At 69.1% G+C, this 17,018-nt stretch carries 14 protein-coding genes; 11 read left to right on the top strand and 3 right to left on the bottom strand.

Annotation, left to right across the window (positions count from 1 at the left end; translation table 11 throughout):
* Positions 1–17 precede the first annotated feature (17 nt).
* Complete coding sequence (locus tag AC5W7N_RS12115; protein ID WP_163815476.1) at positions 18–1,058, bottom strand: LLM class F420-dependent oxidoreductase; 1,041 nt, start codon at positions 1,056–1,058, stop codon at positions 18–20.
* Positions 1,059–1,163: 105 nt separating this feature from the next.
* Here AC5W7N_RS12115 and AC5W7N_RS12110 point away from each other — a divergent pair, with 105 nt between their 5' ends.
* The 8 genes from AC5W7N_RS12110 (at position 1,164) to AC5W7N_RS12075 (ending at position 9,804) form a co-directional block, all read left to right on the top strand.
* Positions 1,164–1,823 carry a cyclodeaminase/cyclohydrolase family protein gene (locus AC5W7N_RS12110; protein ID WP_163815478.1) on the top strand — a complete coding sequence of 220 codons (660 nt, stop codon included), beginning with the start codon at positions 1,164–1,166 and terminating at the stop codon, positions 1,821–1,823.
* 417 nt (positions 1,824–2,240) lie between these two features.
* The gene (locus AC5W7N_RS12105; RefSeq protein WP_195019588.1) at positions 2,241–2,540 is read left to right on the top strand and encodes a hypothetical protein; all 300 of its coding nucleotides are present in this window, start codon (positions 2,241–2,243) and stop codon (positions 2,538–2,540) included.
* A 218-nt stretch (positions 2,541–2,758) separates the two neighbouring features.
* Positions 2,759–3,964: a glycosyltransferase family 4 protein gene (locus AC5W7N_RS12100; RefSeq protein ID WP_195020786.1), complete on the top strand. Its 1,206-nt coding sequence runs from the start codon at positions 2,759–2,761 to the stop codon at positions 3,962–3,964.
* Positions 3,961–6,072, top strand: a complete 2,112-nt coding sequence (locus tag AC5W7N_RS12095; RefSeq protein ID WP_163815480.1) for an amylo-alpha-1,6-glucosidase — start codon at positions 3,961–3,963, stop codon at positions 6,070–6,072. The genes AC5W7N_RS12100 and AC5W7N_RS12095 overlap by 4 nt, the downstream gene beginning before the upstream one ends.
* 107 nt (positions 6,073–6,179) lie before the next feature.
* Entirely contained in the window at positions 6,180–6,947 is a 768-nt protein-coding gene (locus tag AC5W7N_RS12090; RefSeq protein ID WP_194991956.1) for a L,D-transpeptidase, read from the top strand.
* Between the two features lie 125 nt (positions 6,948–7,072).
* A complete protein-coding gene (locus tag AC5W7N_RS12085) occupies positions 7,073–7,798 on the top strand; it encodes a DUF8176 domain-containing protein (RefSeq protein ID WP_194991957.1) in 726 nt (241 codons plus the stop codon).
* A gap of 136 nt (positions 7,799–7,934) precedes the next feature.
* Positions 7,935–8,933 carry an Acg family FMN-binding oxidoreductase gene (locus AC5W7N_RS12080; RefSeq protein WP_194991958.1) on the top strand — a complete coding sequence of 333 codons (999 nt, stop codon included), beginning with the start codon at positions 7,935–7,937 and terminating at the stop codon, positions 8,931–8,933.
* 10 nt (positions 8,934–8,943) lie between these two features.
* Positions 8,944–9,804 carry a universal stress protein gene (locus AC5W7N_RS12075; RefSeq protein WP_194991959.1) on the top strand — a complete coding sequence of 287 codons (861 nt, stop codon included), beginning with the start codon at positions 8,944–8,946 and terminating at the stop codon, positions 9,802–9,804.
* A 49-nt stretch (positions 9,805–9,853) separates the two neighbouring features.
* On the opposite strand, the gene AC5W7N_RS12070 is transcribed toward AC5W7N_RS12075, so the two are convergent.
* The gene (locus AC5W7N_RS12070) at positions 9,854–12,136 is read right to left on the bottom strand and encodes an ATP-binding cassette domain-containing protein (RefSeq protein ID WP_280498663.1); all 2,283 of its coding nucleotides are present in this window, start codon (positions 12,134–12,136) and stop codon (positions 9,854–9,856) included.
* Positions 12,137–12,197: 61 nt separating this feature from the next.
* On the opposite strand from AC5W7N_RS12070, the gene AC5W7N_RS12065 reads away from it, so the two are divergent.
* Positions 12,198–13,169, top strand: a complete 972-nt coding sequence (locus tag AC5W7N_RS12065) for a helix-turn-helix transcriptional regulator (protein WP_490724111.1) — start codon at positions 12,198–12,200, stop codon at positions 13,167–13,169.
* 17 nt (positions 13,170–13,186) lie between these two features.
* On the opposite strand, the gene AC5W7N_RS12060 is transcribed toward AC5W7N_RS12065, so the two are convergent.
* Positions 13,187–14,230 carry an alpha/beta fold hydrolase gene (locus AC5W7N_RS12060; protein WP_194992679.1) on the bottom strand — a complete coding sequence of 348 codons (1,044 nt, stop codon included), beginning with the start codon at positions 14,228–14,230 and terminating at the stop codon, positions 13,187–13,189.
* 278 nt (positions 14,231–14,508) lie between these two features.
* Here AC5W7N_RS12060 and AC5W7N_RS12055 point away from each other — a divergent pair, with 278 nt between their 5' ends.
* Both AC5W7N_RS12055 and AC5W7N_RS12050 read left to right on the top strand, forming a co-directional pair.
* Positions 14,509–15,423, top strand: a complete 915-nt coding sequence (locus tag AC5W7N_RS12055; protein WP_194992680.1) for an ABC transporter ATP-binding protein — start codon at positions 14,509–14,511, stop codon at positions 15,421–15,423.
* Positions 15,420–17,009 carry an ABC transporter permease gene (locus AC5W7N_RS12050; protein WP_195007061.1) on the top strand — a complete coding sequence of 530 codons (1,590 nt, stop codon included), beginning with the start codon at positions 15,420–15,422 and terminating at the stop codon, positions 17,007–17,009. The genes AC5W7N_RS12055 and AC5W7N_RS12050 overlap by 4 nt, the downstream gene beginning before the upstream one ends.
* The last annotated feature ends 9 nt before the right edge of the window (positions 17,010–17,018 follow it).

Genomic DNA, 17,018 nt, shown 5'->3' with positions numbered 1-17,018 from the left:
TGACGGGCCCGGCGCGATCAGTCGCAGAGTGCGCGCAGCTGCTCGATCAGCGCGACGCGCTCGGCCGGCGTGGCCGCCATCGGCACCACGTTGAGCACGGTCACACCGGCCTCGGCGAAGGCGGCGACGCGCTCCTTGACAAAGCTCGCCGGGCCGACCAGCGAGATGTCGCGCACCAACTCGTCGGGCACCACCTTGGCCGCCTCTTCTTTCTTGCCCGCCAGGTACAGCTCCTGGATACGGTCGGCTTCGGCGCCGTAGCCGTATTTGGTGGCAAGGGTGTGATAGAAGTTCTTGCCCTTGGCGCCCATGCCGCCGATGTAGAGCGCCAGATGCGGTTTCACGAATTCCAGTAGCGGCGTGACGTTCTCGCCGATGGCCAGCGCCGGGCCCGCGTACACATCGAGCGGGCCGAGGGCCGGATCACGCTGGGCCAGACCGGCCGAGAGCGCATCGCCCCACACCTTCTCTGCCTGCTCGGGCAGGAAGAAGATCGGCTGCCAGCCCTCCGCGATTTCCGCCGCCAGCTGGACGTTCTTCGGTCCGAGCGCGGCCAGCAACACCGGAATGCGTTCGCGCACCGGATGATTGATCAGCTTCAGTGGCTTGCCCAGGCCGGTGCCTCGGTCGGCGGGCAGCGGGATCTGGTAGTACTTGCCGTCGTATTCGAGCCGCTCGCGCCGCCACACCTTGCGGCAGATCTCCACCAGTTCCCTGGTGCGGCCGATCGGCGCGTCGTAGGGCACGCCGTGGAAGCCCTCGATCACCTGGGGGCCGGAGGCGCCGAGACCGAGCAGGAACCGGCCGTCGGAGACGAAGTCCAGGCCCGCGGCCGTCATGGCGGTCAGGCTCGGGGTGCGGGTATAGAGCTGCAAGATGCCCGAGGCCAGCTGGATGCGCTCGGTCTTGGCGGCCAGATAGCCGAGGGCGCTCACCGCGTCGAATGAGTAGGCCTCCGGGACGAACACGACGTCCAGGCCCGCCCGCTCGAGATCGGCGACCTCGGCCGCGACCTCCTTGAAGCCCCCCGAATAATTGATACCCAATCCGATCCGCATAGCACTCAACATAGCCACGGCTATCTCACCGCCTGCCACCGGCCACACCGGCGTCGCGGTAGCGTGAGTGCGCCCCGTCGTAGCACAACGAAAGGCCACACCGCCGTGTCGCAGCCGTCCACCTCGCATCCGGATCTCGCGCCGAGCTTCGCCGACGCCACCGTCGCCGGATATCTGGCCGATCTGGCGGCCAAGGTGCCCGCACCCGGTGGTGGCGCCGTCGCCGCCCTGCACGCCGCTCAGGGCGCGGCGCTGATCGCGATGGTCGCCCGCTACACCACCAGGGCCAAGGACGCCGAGCATCGTCCGGTCGTGGACCGGATCATCGAGGCGGCCGACGCGGCTCGCTTGCGGGCGCTGGCGCTCGCCGATGCCGACGCCGCCGCGTTCACCGCGGTGGGCGCGGCCTACAAGCTGCCCAAGACCACGCCCGAGGAGACCGAGGCCCGCGGCGCGGCGATCACCGCGGCGCTGATCGAGGCGGCCCGGGTGCCCGCGGCGGTGGTCGACGAGGCCGACGAGGTGCTGTCGCTGGCGGCCGAACTGCTGCCGATCGGCAACCCCAATGTGGTCACCGATATCGGCGCCGCCGCCGATGCCGCGCGCGCGGCCGCGACGAGTTCGCGACTCAACATCGAGATCAATGTCGGCTCGCTGTCGGCCGAGGACGGCGCCGCCTTCACCGCCGCGCTCGGCCGGATCGAGACCATCACCGCCCGCGCGGACGCTCTGCACGCCGACGTCCTGCGTGCTGTGCGCGGCTGACACTTCCGCACCCGGCTCTCCCACCATCGGCCCGGCTGCTGCGGCGGCCGGGCCGATGCGCGTCCGGAGTACCCAGAAATAGATAGCTCACACATAGCCAGCGCGGCCTAAAACCGCTAAACGAACCCTCCGACGTCACGGTCCGCCCCGCCCGAAAGCCACCGGCTCCCACCACAACTGCACTGTAGATGCCCGATTCGGCGAATATTCCGACCCAGAATCCTCGTTCGACCTGCGAACTGCCGAGTAGGTAACTGAGTGCGCGTACACTGGGCCGCGGTTACGTGATACGCATCACTCCACGTACCGATTTTCAGGCTTCACCTGCTTTGTGCGTCACCACGAGTCACCAGCGCGATCGGCAGCCGCAACGGCTGCCGTAACTGATAGCTCGAGCTCGACATGCAGGAGGTAACGGTGAGGATCGGGTACATCACGGCGTCGCCGGCGCTCGAACCGGAACTGGACCGCGAGGCGGAACAGGAATCCAGGATCGACGTCATCACGGTGCGCCAGGTCGTTTCCAACATCGCGGACTGCTCGGCCGATCCCGGCGAGCTGACCGTGGGTCAGGCACGCCGCGCCCATGACATCCACCGCTACTGCTCACCCGAGTGCCTGGTTCTACGCCGAGCCAGGTACACCCTGAACGCGACGGCCACCGGCCGCGCGGCGTTCACGCTGGCCCCGGATCGGGCGGGAGCCGGCGCCGTGTAGATCAATCCGCGAGGGCGTCGGACATTCGTCAGTTGTCCGTGCGGCAGTGCGCTGCCGCCTGCTTGCGCCGCACATCCTCGGCGCCAGTGATTTTCAGTTGCTACCAGCTCCACCCATCGGCCGACGGCCACGTTCTGCGCGCGCCGCGGCCACTGTTGAGGAGGGTTACGTTGAGCACCATTTTCACCCACGAGGACACCGATTCCGACTCCGACATCCTGGGCCGAAAACCCGGCAGCGACGCGTTGAACGGCGCCGCCCGCAACCGGCAACTGAGCATCGTTCTCGTCGCTCCCCCCTATTTCGATGTCCCGCCCGCCGGCTACGGCGGAGTGGAGGCGGTGGTCGCCGAACTCGCCGACACCCTCGTCGCGCGCGGTCACCAGGTCACCCTGCTCGGTGCCGGAAAGCCGGGCACCGCAGCGGAATTCATCCCGGTGTGGGATCGCATCCAGGCCGACCGACTCGGCGATCCGTTCCCCGAGGTGGTCAACGCGCTCAAGGTCCGGCGCATCATCGAGGATCTGGCGCGCCGCATGCCCATCGACATCATCCACGACCACACCTTCGCGGGCCCGCTCAACGCGCCCGCCTATGAGGCGCTGGGTATTCCGACCGCCGTCACCGTGCACGGCCCGGTCGACGGCGATATGTGCGACTACTACGGCGCACTCGACGAACACACCCGGCTGGTCGCCATCAGCGATCGCCAGCGCGCGCTGGCCCCGTCGTTCAACTGGATCGCCCGCGTGCACAATGCCTTGCGGCCGAGCGAATGGCCGTTCCAGGTGGAGAAGAAGGACTACGCGCTGTTCCTGGGCCGCTATGCCTCGTACAAGGGTCCGCACCTGGCCCTGCACGCCGCGCACGAGGCCGGTATTCCGTTGATCCTGGCCGGTAAATGCAATGAGCCGCCGGAAAAGGCGTTCTTCGCCAAGGAAATCGAACCGCTGCTCACCGAGCGCGATCACGTCTTCGGTGAGGCCGATGCCGTGGCCAAGCGCAAACTGCTCGCCTCGGCGCGCTGCCTGCTGTTCCCGATCCGCTGGGAGGAGCCCTTCGGCATCGTGATGATCGAGGCGATGGCCTGCGGCACCCCGGTGGTGGCGTTGCGCGGCGGCGCGGTCGAGGAGGTGATCGTGGACGGGGTCACCGGCATCATCTGCGACGACCCGGCCGAACTGCCCGCCGCCATCGCCAAGGCGGGCGATCTGGATCCGTATGCCTGCCGCAAGCGCGTGGAAGAACTTTTCGGTGTCGATCAGCTCGGTGCCGGATACGAGGCGGCCTATTACCGCATACTCGAAGCGTGGGACGAATCCCATCGCCCGGCAGATGAATTGACCACCGTCGAGCTCCGGCGCAGCGGCCTGCTCGGTCTGCGTGCGGACAACGGCACGACACCGGCTTGGAGTCGAGCATGAGTGAGCCCCTCAGGGTCCTCAATTCCGGTCAACCCGCCGCCGTCAACGGCGGCGGGGGGACCATCACCCTCGTCGAAGCGAGCACCTTCTGTCTGTCCGATCAGCTCGGCGATATCCATGCGGGGACCTCGCAGGGCCTGTTCTATCGCGACGCTCGGGTGATCTCGCGGTGGGAGCTGCGGCTGGACGGCCAAGCGCCCGAACAGCTCACGGTGCTCACTCCCGAGGCGTTCAAGGCGCGGTTCATCATGCGCAAGCAGCCGCGCCAGGGCGTCGCCGACAGCACCGTTCTCGTGGTGCGTAAACGCATGATCGGCCAGGGGCTCAAGGAAGCGGTCATCGTGCAGAACCTCGGTCACGAGGACACCGCGATCACCGTGACACTGTTCGCCGACGCCGATTTCGCCGATCTGTTCGCCGTGAAGGAGGGCCGCAAGCATCTCGGCAGCGCCGAAGCCCAGTCCGTCGACGGCGAACTGCACCTGATCGATCACACCGATCCCGGCCGCGGCGTCACCATCAGCGCCACCGGCGATCCGGTGATGCTGCCCGGCACCGTCACCTGGCAGGTGGTCGTGCCCGCGCACGGGCAGTGGAAGACCGAGATCCTGGCCCAGCCGGTGGTGGCGCACCGACGGGTGCAGATGGCCTTCGGTGACGATGAGGACAGCCCGATCAGCAGGCTCAAGGCCTGGCGCGCCACCGCCACCGATCTGACCGCCACCGATTCCCGGCTCACCCAGGTGCTGCAACGCACCGAAAGCGATCTGGGCGCCCTGCGCATCGATGGCCGCGGCGACGGGTCCCCGGCCTATGTTGCCGCGGGCGCGCCCTGGTTCATGACGCTGTTCGGCCGCGACAGCCTGCTCACCTCCTGGATGGCGCTGCCCTTGGATTCGGCGCTTGCGCTGGGCACCTTGCGCCAGCTGGCCAAACTCCAGGGCACCAAGGTGGAACCGATCACCGAGGAGGAGCCGGGCCGGATCATGCACGAGATGCGGCACGGCCCGGCAGGCGGTCAGGTGCTCGGCGGCGAGGTGTACTACGGCTCGATCGACGCCACCCCGCTGTTCGTGATGCTGTTGGCCGAATGCTGGCGCTGGGGCGCCGACGAGTCGGTGATCCGGGAGCTGCTGCCGGCCGCGGACGCCGCCCTGGCCTGGATCGATGAATACGGCGACGCCGACGGCGACGGCTTCATCGAATACCGCCGCAAAACCGACCGAGGTCTGACCAATCAGGGCTGGAAGGACAGCTACGACGCGATCAACGACGCGAGCGGGCATCTGGCCGAGCCGTCCATCGCGCTCAGCGAAGTCCAGGGCTACGCCTACGCCGCCCGGCTGGCCCGGGCCGAACTGGCCGAACATTTCGGCGACCACGAGACCGCGGTGCGGCTACGCGGCCAGGCCGAGGACCTCAAGTCCCGGTTCGACGACGCGTTCTGGGTGGCCAAGAACGGCTGGTACGCGATCGCCCTTGACGGCCACAAACATCAGGTCGACGCGCTGACCAGCAACGCCGCCCAATGTCTGTGGACGGGCATCGTCGCCGACGAACGCGCGGCCGAGCTGATCGACAAGCTCGCCGACGCCTCGATGGACTCCGGTTTCGGGTTGCGCACCCTGGCCGCCACCATGGGCGCCTACAACCCGATGAGCTACCACAACGGCTCGGTGTGGCCGCACGACACCGCCATCGCGGTGGCCGGGTTGCAGCGCTACCGCCACATCCCCGGCGCCAGCGAGCTGGCCGAACGGCTCACCACCGGTCTGCTCGACGCCGCCGCCGAGTTCGGTGGCCGGCTCCCGGAGTTGTTCTGCGGCTTCGGCCGCGCCGAATTCCGCTCCCCGATCCCGTACCCGACCTCCTGCTCGCCGCAGGCATGGGCCAGTGCGGCGCCACTGCTGCTGGTGCGCTCGTTCCTCGGACTCACCCCGTGCGTACCGAACCGGCGGCTCATCGTCACCCCGCGACTACCGCGGCGCTGGGGCAAGCTCGCGCTCACCGATATGCGGCTCGGGCCCGCCACGGTCACCCTGCACGCGGAGGGTTCGGAAATCCACGTGCACGGACTACCCGACGACTGGCAGCTGGTGACCGAGTAGCCGCACCGCGCCTCGCGTAACGAGCAGGCAACGGCCGGTGTCGTAGTTGATCATGCGCGCCTAGACTGGACTTCTGCCCACCACACCGTCTCGAAGGGGGTGGAGCCATGCGAAGCGTAGTTCGGCACCTGTTTCTGGCCGCCGCGATCATGGCATTGGCCATGGTCGGTTCGGGCGCGGCGAACACCATGATGATCGACCGATCTCCGCCCGGCGCGGATATCGGTACGGTCGCCTCCATCACGCCCTCCGGCGGACGCACGGTCGGCATCGCCCATCCGGTGACGGTTCGATTCGACAGCGATGTCGCCGATCGGGCAGCCGCCGAGCGCGCGCTGGCGATCACCGCCGACCGGCCACTGACCGGCACCTTCTCCTGGGCCGGCGCCAGGCAACTGACCTGGACACCCACCGGGTACCTGCCCGCGAACGCCACCATCGGTGTGCGCTTCGGCGATCAGGTCCGCACCGAGTTCGCCACCAACGCCGGTGTCGTCGCCGATGCGGACATGTCGGCGCACACCTTCACCGTCAGCATCGGCGGTCAGGTGGTGCGGGTGATGCCCGCCTCGATGGGTAAGCCCGGCTGGGAGACCCCGACCGGTACCTTCCCGGTGCTGGAGAAGTTCCGGCACGTCGTCTTCGACTCGCGCACCATCGGCATCCCATTGGATTCGCCCGAGGGCTATCTGATCGATGGTGAGTACGGGGTGCGCCTGACCTGGAGCGGTGTGTTCGTCCATTCGGCACCCTGGTCGGTCGACTCGCAGGGCAATGCCAACGTCAGCCACGGCTGCATCAACCTCGCCCCCGGCGACGCGGCCTGGTACTACGAGAACGTCGGCATCGGCGACCCGGTCACCACGCACTGGTGACCACCGCACCACGCGCCGGGCAGGTCGGACGACCGCCCGGGCGGGTGTCGTGAGCCCCCATCGCACCGTCGGTCCAGTACAAATAGGTGGACCTGACGGAAGAACCTGACGAAGGTGGGGGCGTTATGGATCGACGGGACAGTGCGCGCGGGGACGAAGCGCCGTCCGAAACGAGCGGCGCGAACGCCGACTATGTGGGCGAATGGGCCGATTGGATGTCGTCGCTGCCCGCGCCGAAGAAGATCGCGCCCGGCCGGCCCGCACCGCCCGGCCAGGGCCCGCCGCGGCGGATCGGCCGCCCCGAGCCGATCGAACGCCGTCACGGACTACGCCGGGTGGCCACACTGATGCTCGGCCTGCTCGGCGCCGGCGCCCTGCTGGCCGCGGCGTATGTGCGGTTCGGTGGACCGGACACCGATGCCGCGCCCGCGCGGGCTCGGCCGGATCTGGTGATTCCGGCGCCGTCCGGCGATCCGGCCGCGTGTGCGCCGGAACGGGTGGGGAACCGGATCCAGGGCAATGCCGCCGGTGGGGACGATTCCGGGACGGCGGCCATCTTCGCCTTCCAGCACGCGTTCTACGTCGCGCGCTCAGGGGAGCAGGCCCGTACCGTCGTCGCTCCCGGTGCGGCCGTGCCCTCGGCGGCCGATATCCAGCGCGGCATCGATTCGGTGCCCGCGGGTACCACCCATTGCCTCGCGATCAGTCCCGGCGCCTTCGTCGGTCAGTACACCGTCGTCGTCACCGAGTACCGGCCGCAGACCCAGCCGATCACCTACAACCCTCAGCTCGTCACCACCGCCACGGTCGGCGGACGCACGCTCATCACCGGGATCAGTCCCATCGCCTGAGCCTGCGGCACTCGTTCGACTCCGCGCGGTCAGCTGCGCGGCAGCCGTACCGCTCGACGGGGCCCGGCGTCGCGGTGTCCGACATGCGGACCGACGACCCTGGTCAGGCACCTGCGGGAGGAGCACACTCGCAGATATGACCAACATCGACGAAGTTCGGATCCCCGAGCATCCGACAGTGCTGGCCGCGTTGCGGCTGGCCTGCCGGGCGCCGTCGGTGCACAACACCCAGCCCTGGCGCTGGGTCTTCGACGGAACCCGGCTCCACCTCTACGGCGACGGCGAACGCAGGCTGCATTCGGCCGATCCCCAGGCCAGGCAACTGGTGATCAGCTGCGGCGCGATGCTGCACCACGTGAGCACCGCGTTCGCCGCGCGCGGCTGGCACACCGATATCACCCGGCTGCCCGACCCGGCGCACCGCGACCAGCTGGCGACGGTCGAGTTCCGGCCCTGGCCGGACCCGCCGCAGCGGCTGCTCGCCCTCGCCCGTGCGATCGATCGGCGCCACACCGACCGGCTGCCGATGCTCGCACCACCGCGCTGGGACGAGGTCGGCCCCGGGGTGCGCACCCTGGTCTCGGCCTTCGATATCGCCTTCGACGAGCTCGACGATGCGGCGCGGCCGCGCCTGGCCGCGGCCTCGGAACAGTCCTCGGCCCTGCGCCGCCACGATCCGCATTACCAGCACGAATTGCACTGGTGGGCGGGCAACAGCGCCAACCTGGACGGGATCCCGGCGACTGCGCTGGCCTCGAACGCGGAACTCGCGCAGGTCGGCGTCGGGCGCGATTTCCCGGCCGGGCCTCGCTCGCTGCGGCGCGGCGAGCTCGACGATCACGCCCGGCTGGCGGTACTCAGTTCCCCCGAGGACGCTCCGCTGCCGTGGCTGCGCACCGGCGAGGCCCTATCGGCCGTGCTGCTGGAATGCACCGCGGCCGGGCTGGCGACCTGTCCGCTCACCCACATCACCGAATTGCCGTCGAGCCGGCGCATCATCGCCGGACTGATTCCACGACCGGCCGTGCCGCAGGTGGTGGTGCGCATCGGCGCCGCGCCCGAGGAGCCGGAGCAGCCGCCCACACCCCGGCGCCCGGTCACCGAGTTCTTCACCGTCGAGCGCACCGCGCACTGAGGAGCAGGCCATGTCCACTGACAGCGCACCGGTCGTCGTCGGCGCCGACGGCTCCCGATCCGCCATCGGGGCGGTGCGCTGGGCCGCTGCCGATGCCGCCCGCCACGGCAGCCCGCTGCACATCGTGTACGCGATCGGTGTGCCGATCGACGTGGGCCCCACCCTCGGCTATGCGCCGATCGACGCCGAGAGCTACCGCAAGGCCGGGCAGGAGGCGCTGGCCGAAGCCCGTGAGATCGCCACCGCCGCGGCCGCGCCCATCGGCCCGATCGAGATCGAGACCCTCGTGCGGGAAGCCGCGCCCGTCCCGCTGCTGCGTGAACGCTCCAGCACGGCCAGGATTCTGGTCGTCGGCACCCGTGGTCTCGGCGCACTGCGGCGCGGACTGCTCGGTTCGGTGAGCACCTCGCTGGCCCGGCACGCGCACTGCCCGGTCGCGGTGATCCCGGAGTTCGCCGAGCGCGCGCACGGTCCGGTGGTGGTCGGTACCGATTGTTCGCCGAGCAGCGTGCACGCCATCGCCGTCGCCTTCGACCAGGCCGCCCGCCGCGGTGCGGAACTGGTGGCGGTGACGGCGTGGTCGGAGTTCTATCGCTACTTGTCCCGAGCCGAGCTCGCGGCCGAGGCCGAGTCGAGACTGGCCGATGCCCTGGCACCGTGGCGCACCCGCTACCCCGAGGTCACCGTGCGCCAGGTGGTCGCCGAGGAGCGGCCCGCGCGGCTGCTGATCGATACCGCGGCGGAGGCTCGGCTGCTGGTGGTCGGTAGCCATGGCCGCGGCGGGTTCGTCGGCATGACGCTCGGCTCGGTCAGCCAGGCGGTGCTGCACGCCGCCGAGTGCCCGGTGATCATCGCCCGCTCGGCCTCCTGACCGAGCCGTCCGCCGGCTCGATGGCGTCCGGCGGGGTCGTCGCCGGGAATCACCCGATCGCTTCGCGCAGTGCCCGTCCGGTGGCCGACTCGGCGCAGGCGGCCAGCTGCTCGGGGGTGCCCTCGATGATGATCCGGCCGCCGCGCCGACCGGGCCCCGGCCCGAGGTCGACGATCCGGTCGGCGCGCCGGATCACCTCTAGGTTGTGTTCGATGACGACCACCGTGTCGCCCTTGCCGACCAAGGCGTCCAGCACCGCGAGCAGGGTGTCGATATCGGACAGGTGCAGACCGGTGGTCGGCTCGTCGAGAATGTAGAGGGTGTGCTCGGCGCGGGCGGCCAGCTCCTTGGCGATCTTCAGGCGCTGGCATTCCCCGCCGGACAGCGTGGTCAGTGATTGGCCCAGCCGCAGATAGCCGAGGCCGACGTCGGCGATATGGCCGAGCGCCTTGGTGATCGCGGGGGTGCTCAGCCGTCGCAATGCCTCATCGACGGTCAGCTCGTCGATATCGGCGATCGAGAGACCGTCGACGCGGTAGCCGAGCACTTCCTCGGTGAACCGCCGTCCACCGCAGGTTTCGCAGACCACCTCCTGACCGTCCATGAACGCCAGATCGGTGTAGATCACCCCGAGACCCTTGCAGGCCGGGCAGGCGCCGGTGGAGTTGGCGCTGAACAGCGCGGCCGGCACCGCATGACGACGGGCGAACAGCTGGCGGATGGCGGGCGCGATCCCGGTGTAGGTGATCGGCGTCGAGCGCCGGTTCGTACTCACCGGGCGCTGGTCGACGACGGTGGCCGGATGCTGTGCGGCGAGTTCGGCGGCGAGGCTGGATTTGCCGGAACCGGCCACGCCGGTGAACACGGTGAGTACGCCGGTCGGGATGTCGACGTCGAGCCCGGCGAGGTTGTTGCGGGTGGCGTTCTCGATGCGGATCTTTCCCGCGGCGGTTCGTGGCGTTCGGGGGGTGCGCTGCTGACGCAGGCCACGCCCGGTCGGGGTGTCGGCGCGCAGCAGCTCGTCGAATCCGCCCTGGAACACCACCCGCCCGCCGTCGGTGCCAGCGCCCGGCCCGATCTCGACGATCTGATCGGCGATCCGCAGCACGTCCGGATCGTGTTCGACCACGAGCACCGCATTGCCCTTGTCACGCAAGCGTTTCAGCAGTTCGGTCATCGCGCGCACGTCATGCGGGTGCAGCCCGATGGTGGGTTCGTCGAAGATGTACAGCATTTCGGTGAGGCTGCTGCCCAGATGCCGGATGGTCTTGATGCGCTGGGATTCGCCGCCGGACAGCGTCAGCGTCGGGCGCGACAACGTCAGATAGCCGAGTCCGATGGCGACCAGGGCGCCGAGTCGCTCGCGCAAGGCGTCCACCACGGGCCGCACGGCCGGTTCGCGCACTCCCCCGACGACCTCGACCAGCTCGTCGATCTCCATTCGCCCGAGTTCGACGATGGTGTGGCCGAGCACGGTCGCGGTGCGGGCCGCGGCTGTGAGCCGTTCGCCGTCGCACTCGCGGCACCGCTCGGTGCGCGTGAAGCGTTGCACCACCGCCTGTTTGCGTTCCGACATCTCATCGGCGGTGTGCAGGTAGATCCGCTCGAACCGTTCCACGACCCCCTCGTAGTCCTTGGGTGGACGGGTGCCGAGCCGCGCGGCCGCCGCGCCGCCGTAGAGCAGGGCCGCACGTTCGTCGGGTGTCCACTCGCGCAGCGGCGTCGCCGGATCGAAGGATCCGATATCGGCGTACTGCTTGTACCAGTACTGGCCGTTGCCGAAGCCGGGCAGCAGGATCGCGCCCTGCTCCAGGGACTTGTCCAGGTCGAGCACCCGCTCCACGTCGGTGGCCAGGGTCTCGCCCAGTCCCGCGCAGGCCGGGCACATGCCCGCCGGATCGTTGAACGAGAAGTGGTTGGACTCGCCCACATACGGCTCACTGGCCCGGGAGTACAGCAACCTCAGGTAGGTGTAGGCGTCGGTGATGGTGCCGACGGTGGAGCGGGCGTTGCCGCCGAGGCGCTTCTGGTCGATCACCACCACCGGTGAGAGTCCGTCGATCGCGCCGACGTCCGGCCTGCTCCAGCGCGGCAGGCGATTGCGCACGAACGGCGGATAGGTCTCGTTGAGCTGATATCCGGCTTCGGCGGCGATGGTGTCGAACACCAGCGACGATTTACCCGAACCGGACACCCCGGCGAAGACCACGAGCTGTCCGCGCGGGATGTCGATATCGACCTCACGCAGATTATTGGTCCGTGCTGCCCGGATGCGGATCGCGCGCTCCGGTGCGGTCGCCGATCGGGTCGGTGCGGTAGCTGATCGAGTCACACTGTCGACGGTAGGCCCAGATGCGGACGGATCTTGACCGCAATCGGCGGACAATGGAGCTATGTCCGATACCACCGGCCGGATGCTGGAACTGCTGGCCACCTTGCAGACCGGGCGACGCTACAGCGGCCGGGATCTGTCGGCCAGATTGGGCGTGAGCGCCCGCACGCTGCGCCGCGATATCGATCGGCTGCGCAGCTACGGGTACCCGGTCACCACCCAGCCGGGGCCGACGGGCTACTACCAGCTGGCGGCCGGGCGCACACTGCCCCCGCTGCTCCTCGACGACGACGAGGCGGTCGCCACCCTCATCGCGCTGGCCCTGCTCGGCGCCACCGGCACCGACGAACCGCCGGCCAACGCGCACACCGATATCGGCGCCGCCGCCGACCGGGCCTTCGGCAAGATCGACCAGTTCCTGCCCACCCGGCTGCGATTGCGTGCCGAAGCCGTACGCGCGTCGCTCGAGGCGGCTCCGCTCATCGCGCCCGCGGTCGACGCCGAACTGCTGGCCCTGCTCGGGGCCGCCGCAGGCGCACACGAGCGGGTCCGGTTCGACTACATCGATAAGTCGCGCGCGCGCTCGACCCGGCGGGTGGAACCGTATCGCCAGGTCAACCTGCATCTGCGCTGGTATCTGCTGGCCTGGGATCTCGATCGCGCCGACTGGCGCACCTTCCGGCTGGACCGCATCACCGACGCCGTGGCCACCGGTGCCCGGTTCACCCCGCGCCCACTACCGGCCGAATCCGGTATCGCGTACCTACGGGCCGGGCTCACCGCCCGCAGGTATCGCGCGGTCGCCGTCGTCGACGCTCCCGCCGCGACGATTCGCGACGCGCTGAAATTCCAGGACTGCGATATCGAAGCGCTCGGCGCGGACCAGTCGCGGGTGGTCACCCGGGTGGATTCGTTCGAATGGCTCGTACTCCAACTCGCCCTGACCGGGGCCGATTTCACCATCGAGGAGCCCGTCGAATTCCGCGACCGCTGCCGTGAGCTGGGCGAGCGGCTCCTGCGCGCCGCGACCTGAGCCGTTCGCCGAGCCGCTCAGCGAGCCAGGAACTCGTCGATCACGCGCCAGGTCGTCTCGCGCGCCGCCGGCCCGGCCAGGATGCCCAGATGACCGCCGGGAACCTCCTCGAACCGCACCTCCGCACCGGTGAGCACGTCGAGCCCGGCCCGGGCCGCGGCCGCGGGCACGACCAAGTCGGTCCGGCTGCCCAGAATCAGCACCGGGCAGGTGAGTTTCGCGGTTTCGACCACCAGATCCGACCGCAACCGGATGGTGCCGGTGACCAGCTCGTTGCGCAGGATGAACGATCGGTGGATCTGCCGGTAGAGCCGGCCGGGATAGCCGGGCATCATCGCCATGAACCGGTCGATGGCCTCCATCCGGGCCAGCGCGTCTTCGTCCAGGATGTTGCGCGCCACGAACAGCGGGCGGGTGAGCTCACGCTGGAAGGCCTGCACCCGGAACCCGGTGCGCACGATGTAGCTGGGGATCCCGCCGAATACCCGGGTGGCCAAATCGACTTCGCGACCACCGGTGACCGCACCGAGCATTCGCAGCGGCGCCACCGTCACGGTTTTACGCTGATCGAACGGCGGGGCGATGGCGGTGATCGAGGCGATCGGCAGATCCGCGTGCCCGGCGCCGGCCAGTACGGCGAGGATGCCGCCCAGCGACCAGCCGATGACCTCGACGTCCGCGCCGTCGTGCTCCTGGCTGACCCGCCGGATCGCGGTCGGGACGATGTCGTGGGTCCATTCCTCCAGCCCGAGGTCACGGTCGGCGTAGGTCATCTGGCCGTAGTCGATGACGTAGGGCTGCCTGCCGGTTTCCAGCAGGAACTGCACGAAGCTCTGCCCGTCGCGCAGATCGAAGCAGGCGGGGGTGACCGCCAGCGGCGGCACCAGCAGCACCGGGCGCTGGGTGGACGGTTCGTCGCGATCGAACCGGCGCAGGCAGCGGTGCGGTTCGTCGTAGACGACCGTCGACGGCGTGGGCGCGTACGGCTCGATACCGTCACCGAACGACAGCGACCAGATATTGCGCGCAGCGCGCGGTAGATCCCCCACTAGCGACACCATGTGAGCCCCTCTACGCCTTTCAACCTCGGCAACGCGATAACTTACTATAGGGTAAGTTAACCGTGGCTCTCAACTTGTGGCGTCGATCACTCGGTCCCACGGCCGGTCGGAGCGCGGTGTGTGAACGGCCGGTCATCCCGGCCCGCGCCGCCGCGGCGAAGGACGACGATGGCTGCGGCACCGATCGAGCAGCCACGCACGCAGGCAGCCCGGTACGCCGCCACACCGGTGATTCCCGTTGACCCGCATCGACGTGCACGCGTCGCTACCGTTGAAACATGTCTGCGGCAATCGATATCACCAACCTGGTCAAGACTTTCGGCCGCACCCGCGCGCTGGACGGGCTCGACCTCCACGTCACCACCGGTGAGGTGCACGGCTTCCTCGGTCCCAACGGCGCCGGCAAATCGACCACCATCCGAGTTCTGCTCGGTCTCTTGCGCGCCGACAGCGGCACCGCCACGCTGCTGGGCGGTGACCCGTGGCAGCACGGCGCCGAACTGCATCGGCGGCTGGCCTACGTGCCCGGCGATGTGAACCTGTGGCCCAACCTCACCGGCGGCGAGGTCATCGATCTCATGGGCACACTGCGCGGCGGACTGGACGAAAAGCGCCGCGCGCAACTGCTGGAGCGATTCGATCTGGACCCGACGAAGAAGGGCCGCACCTACTCCAAGGGCAACCGGCAGAAGGTGGCGCTGGTGGCGGCGCTGGCCTCGGACGTGGAGTTGCTCATGCTCGACGAACCGACCTCGGGACTCGACCCGCTCATGGAAGCGGTCTTCCAGGAATGCATCGACGAGGTGGTGAAACAACACGGCCGTACCGTCCTGCTGTCCAGCCATATCCTGGCCCAGGTCGAGGCACTGTGCGATCGGGTAACGATCATCCGCCACGGCAAGGCCATCGAATCCGGCAGCCTCGCCGACCTGCGCCACCTCACCCGCACCTCGATCGCCTGCGAGACCACCCGCCCGCCCAGCGGGCTGGACGAGCTCGCAGGCGTGCACGATCTGGTGGTCGAGGGCAATCGCGCCCGGTTCCAGGTCGACACCGTCGATCTGGACGCGGCCATCAGCCACCTCACCGGCTTTGGTATCCGTACCCTCACCAGCCAGCCACCAACCCTCGAAGAGCTGTTCCTGCGCCACTACGGTGACGAGCTCGCGGCCTCGGGAGTGCAGGAATCATGACCACGACGACGCTCACCGGCACCGGTATCCTCACCCGCTTCTTCCTGCGCCGGGAACGCATCGCGCTGGCCTGCTGGCTACTCGGCGGCACCTTCGTCTACTACTCGCAGGCCGTCGGCGTGGACGTCGCCTATCCGACCCAGGCCGATCTGGACCGGGTCGCGGCCAGCATGCAGGGCAATGCCGCCATGGTGGCCATGGCGGGCCCGCCCCGGGTGCTCGACACCATCGGCGGCCAAGTGGCGTTCCAGGCCAGCGCTTTCGGGATGATCGTCGCCGGGTTGATGAGTATGTTCCTGATCGGCAGGCATACCCGCGCCAACGAGGAGACCGGCCGCGACGAGCTCATCCGTTCCGGCGTGGTCGGCAGGCACGCCGGGTTCACCGGCGCGACCATCCTCGCGGTGCTGGCCAACCTGGTCTACGGCGTGGCCGTGGCGTTGAGCCTGATCTCCTACGGATTGCCCGCGGCCGGTTCGATCGCACTCGGTGTCGGCGCCACCTGCGCCGGTCTGGTGTTCATGGCCATCGCATTGCTGGCGGCCCAGCTCACCGAGAGCACCCGCGCGGTCTACGGCCTCACCGGGGCCGCGATCGCGGTGTCGTACGTGCTGCGCGCGGTCGGCGATGTGGGTAACGGGGTGTTGTCGTGGTTGTCACCGCTGGGCTGGGGGCAGGCCATGCGGCCCTACGACGGCGAGGTCTGGTGGCCCGCACTGCTCTCGCTCGCGGTGGCCGTCGCGATCACGCTGGCAGCGCGGCGGGTGCTCGATCATCGCGATTTCGGTGCAGGCGTGCTGCCGCCGCGCCCCGGGCCGGCGCGCGCGGGAGAATCCTTGCGGAGTGCGTTCGGACTGGCCTGGCGATTGCAGCGCGGATCGCTCATCGGCTGGTCGGTCGGGATGCTGCTGGCCGGGCTGGCTTTCGGGTCGATCGGCGACGATGTGGGCGATCTGCTCGGCGACGTCGATCTCGGCGAGATGCTCGGGCAGGACGTCGGCAGCCTGGTGGACGCCTTCTACGCCATGTCTGCGGGATTGCTGGCGTTGATCGGTTCGGCCTACACGATCTCCGCCGGCCTGCGCCCGCGCGCGGAGGAAGCGGCCGGGCGGGTGGAGCCGCTGCTGTCCACCGATCTGCCGCGGCTGCGCTGGCTGGCCGGGCATCTGGTGATCATGCTGGCCGGCTCGGCGGTGGTGCTCGCCCTCGGCGGGTTCGGTATGGGGCTGATGTACGGCGCGATGACCGGGGACATGTCGCAGCTGCTTCCGCTGCTCGGCGCGTCGCTGACCTACCTGCCCGCGGTGTGGGTGCTGGGCGGAATCACGGTGGTGTTGTTCGGGTTTCTGCCGCTGGCCACCGTCGGCGCCTGGATCGCGCTGGCGTTCTGCTTCGTGGTGCTGATGTTCGGGGCGACCCTGAAATTCCCGGACTGGTTGATGAGCATCTCCCCCTTCGACAATATTCCGCTGGTGCCTGCGGTGGATTTCGCGGCGGCGCCGGTACTGATCACCGCGGTCGTGGCGGTGCTGCTGTGCGTGGTGGGCGCGTTGGGTTTCCGGCACCGGGACATCGAAACCAACTGATCGGTCACG

Source organism: Nocardia sp. CDC519, assembly GCF_059509835.1.
The sequence above is the reverse complement of the archived record's forward strand: the minus strand, read 5'-3'. Positions and strand labels throughout refer to the sequence as shown.

Bases quoted from the DNA above. Each gene is read 5' to 3' on its own strand.
- AC5W7N_RS12115 (WP_163815476.1), bottom strand. From the start codon at position 1,058: ATGCGGATCGGATTGGGTATCAATTATTCGGGGGGCTTCAAGGAGGTC.
- AC5W7N_RS12095 (WP_163815480.1), top strand. From the start codon at position 3,961: ATGAGTGAGCCCCTCAGGGTCCTCAATTCCGGTCAACCCGCCGCCGTC.
- AC5W7N_RS12090 (WP_194991956.1), top strand. From the start codon at position 6,180: ATGCGAAGCGTAGTTCGGCACCTGTTTCTGGCCGCCGCGATCATGGCA.
- AC5W7N_RS12085 (WP_194991957.1), top strand. From the start codon at position 7,073: ATGGATCGACGGGACAGTGCGCGCGGGGACGAAGCGCCGTCCGAAACG.
- AC5W7N_RS12080 (WP_194991958.1), top strand. From the start codon at position 7,935: ATGACCAACATCGACGAAGTTCGGATCCCCGAGCATCCGACAGTGCTG.
- AC5W7N_RS12075 (WP_194991959.1), top strand. From the start codon at position 8,944: ATGTCCACTGACAGCGCACCGGTCGTCGTCGGCGCCGACGGCTCCCGA.
- AC5W7N_RS12065 (WP_490724111.1), top strand. From the start codon at position 12,198: ATGTCCGATACCACCGGCCGGATGCTGGAACTGCTGGCCACCTTGCAG.
- AC5W7N_RS12060 (WP_194992679.1), bottom strand. From the start codon at position 14,230: ATGGTGTCGCTAGTGGGGGATCTACCGCGCGCTGCGCGCAATATCTGG.
- AC5W7N_RS12055 (WP_194992680.1), top strand. From the start codon at position 14,509: ATGTCTGCGGCAATCGATATCACCAACCTGGTCAAGACTTTCGGCCGC.
- AC5W7N_RS12050 (WP_195007061.1), top strand. From the start codon at position 15,420: ATGACCACGACGACGCTCACCGGCACCGGTATCCTCACCCGCTTCTTC.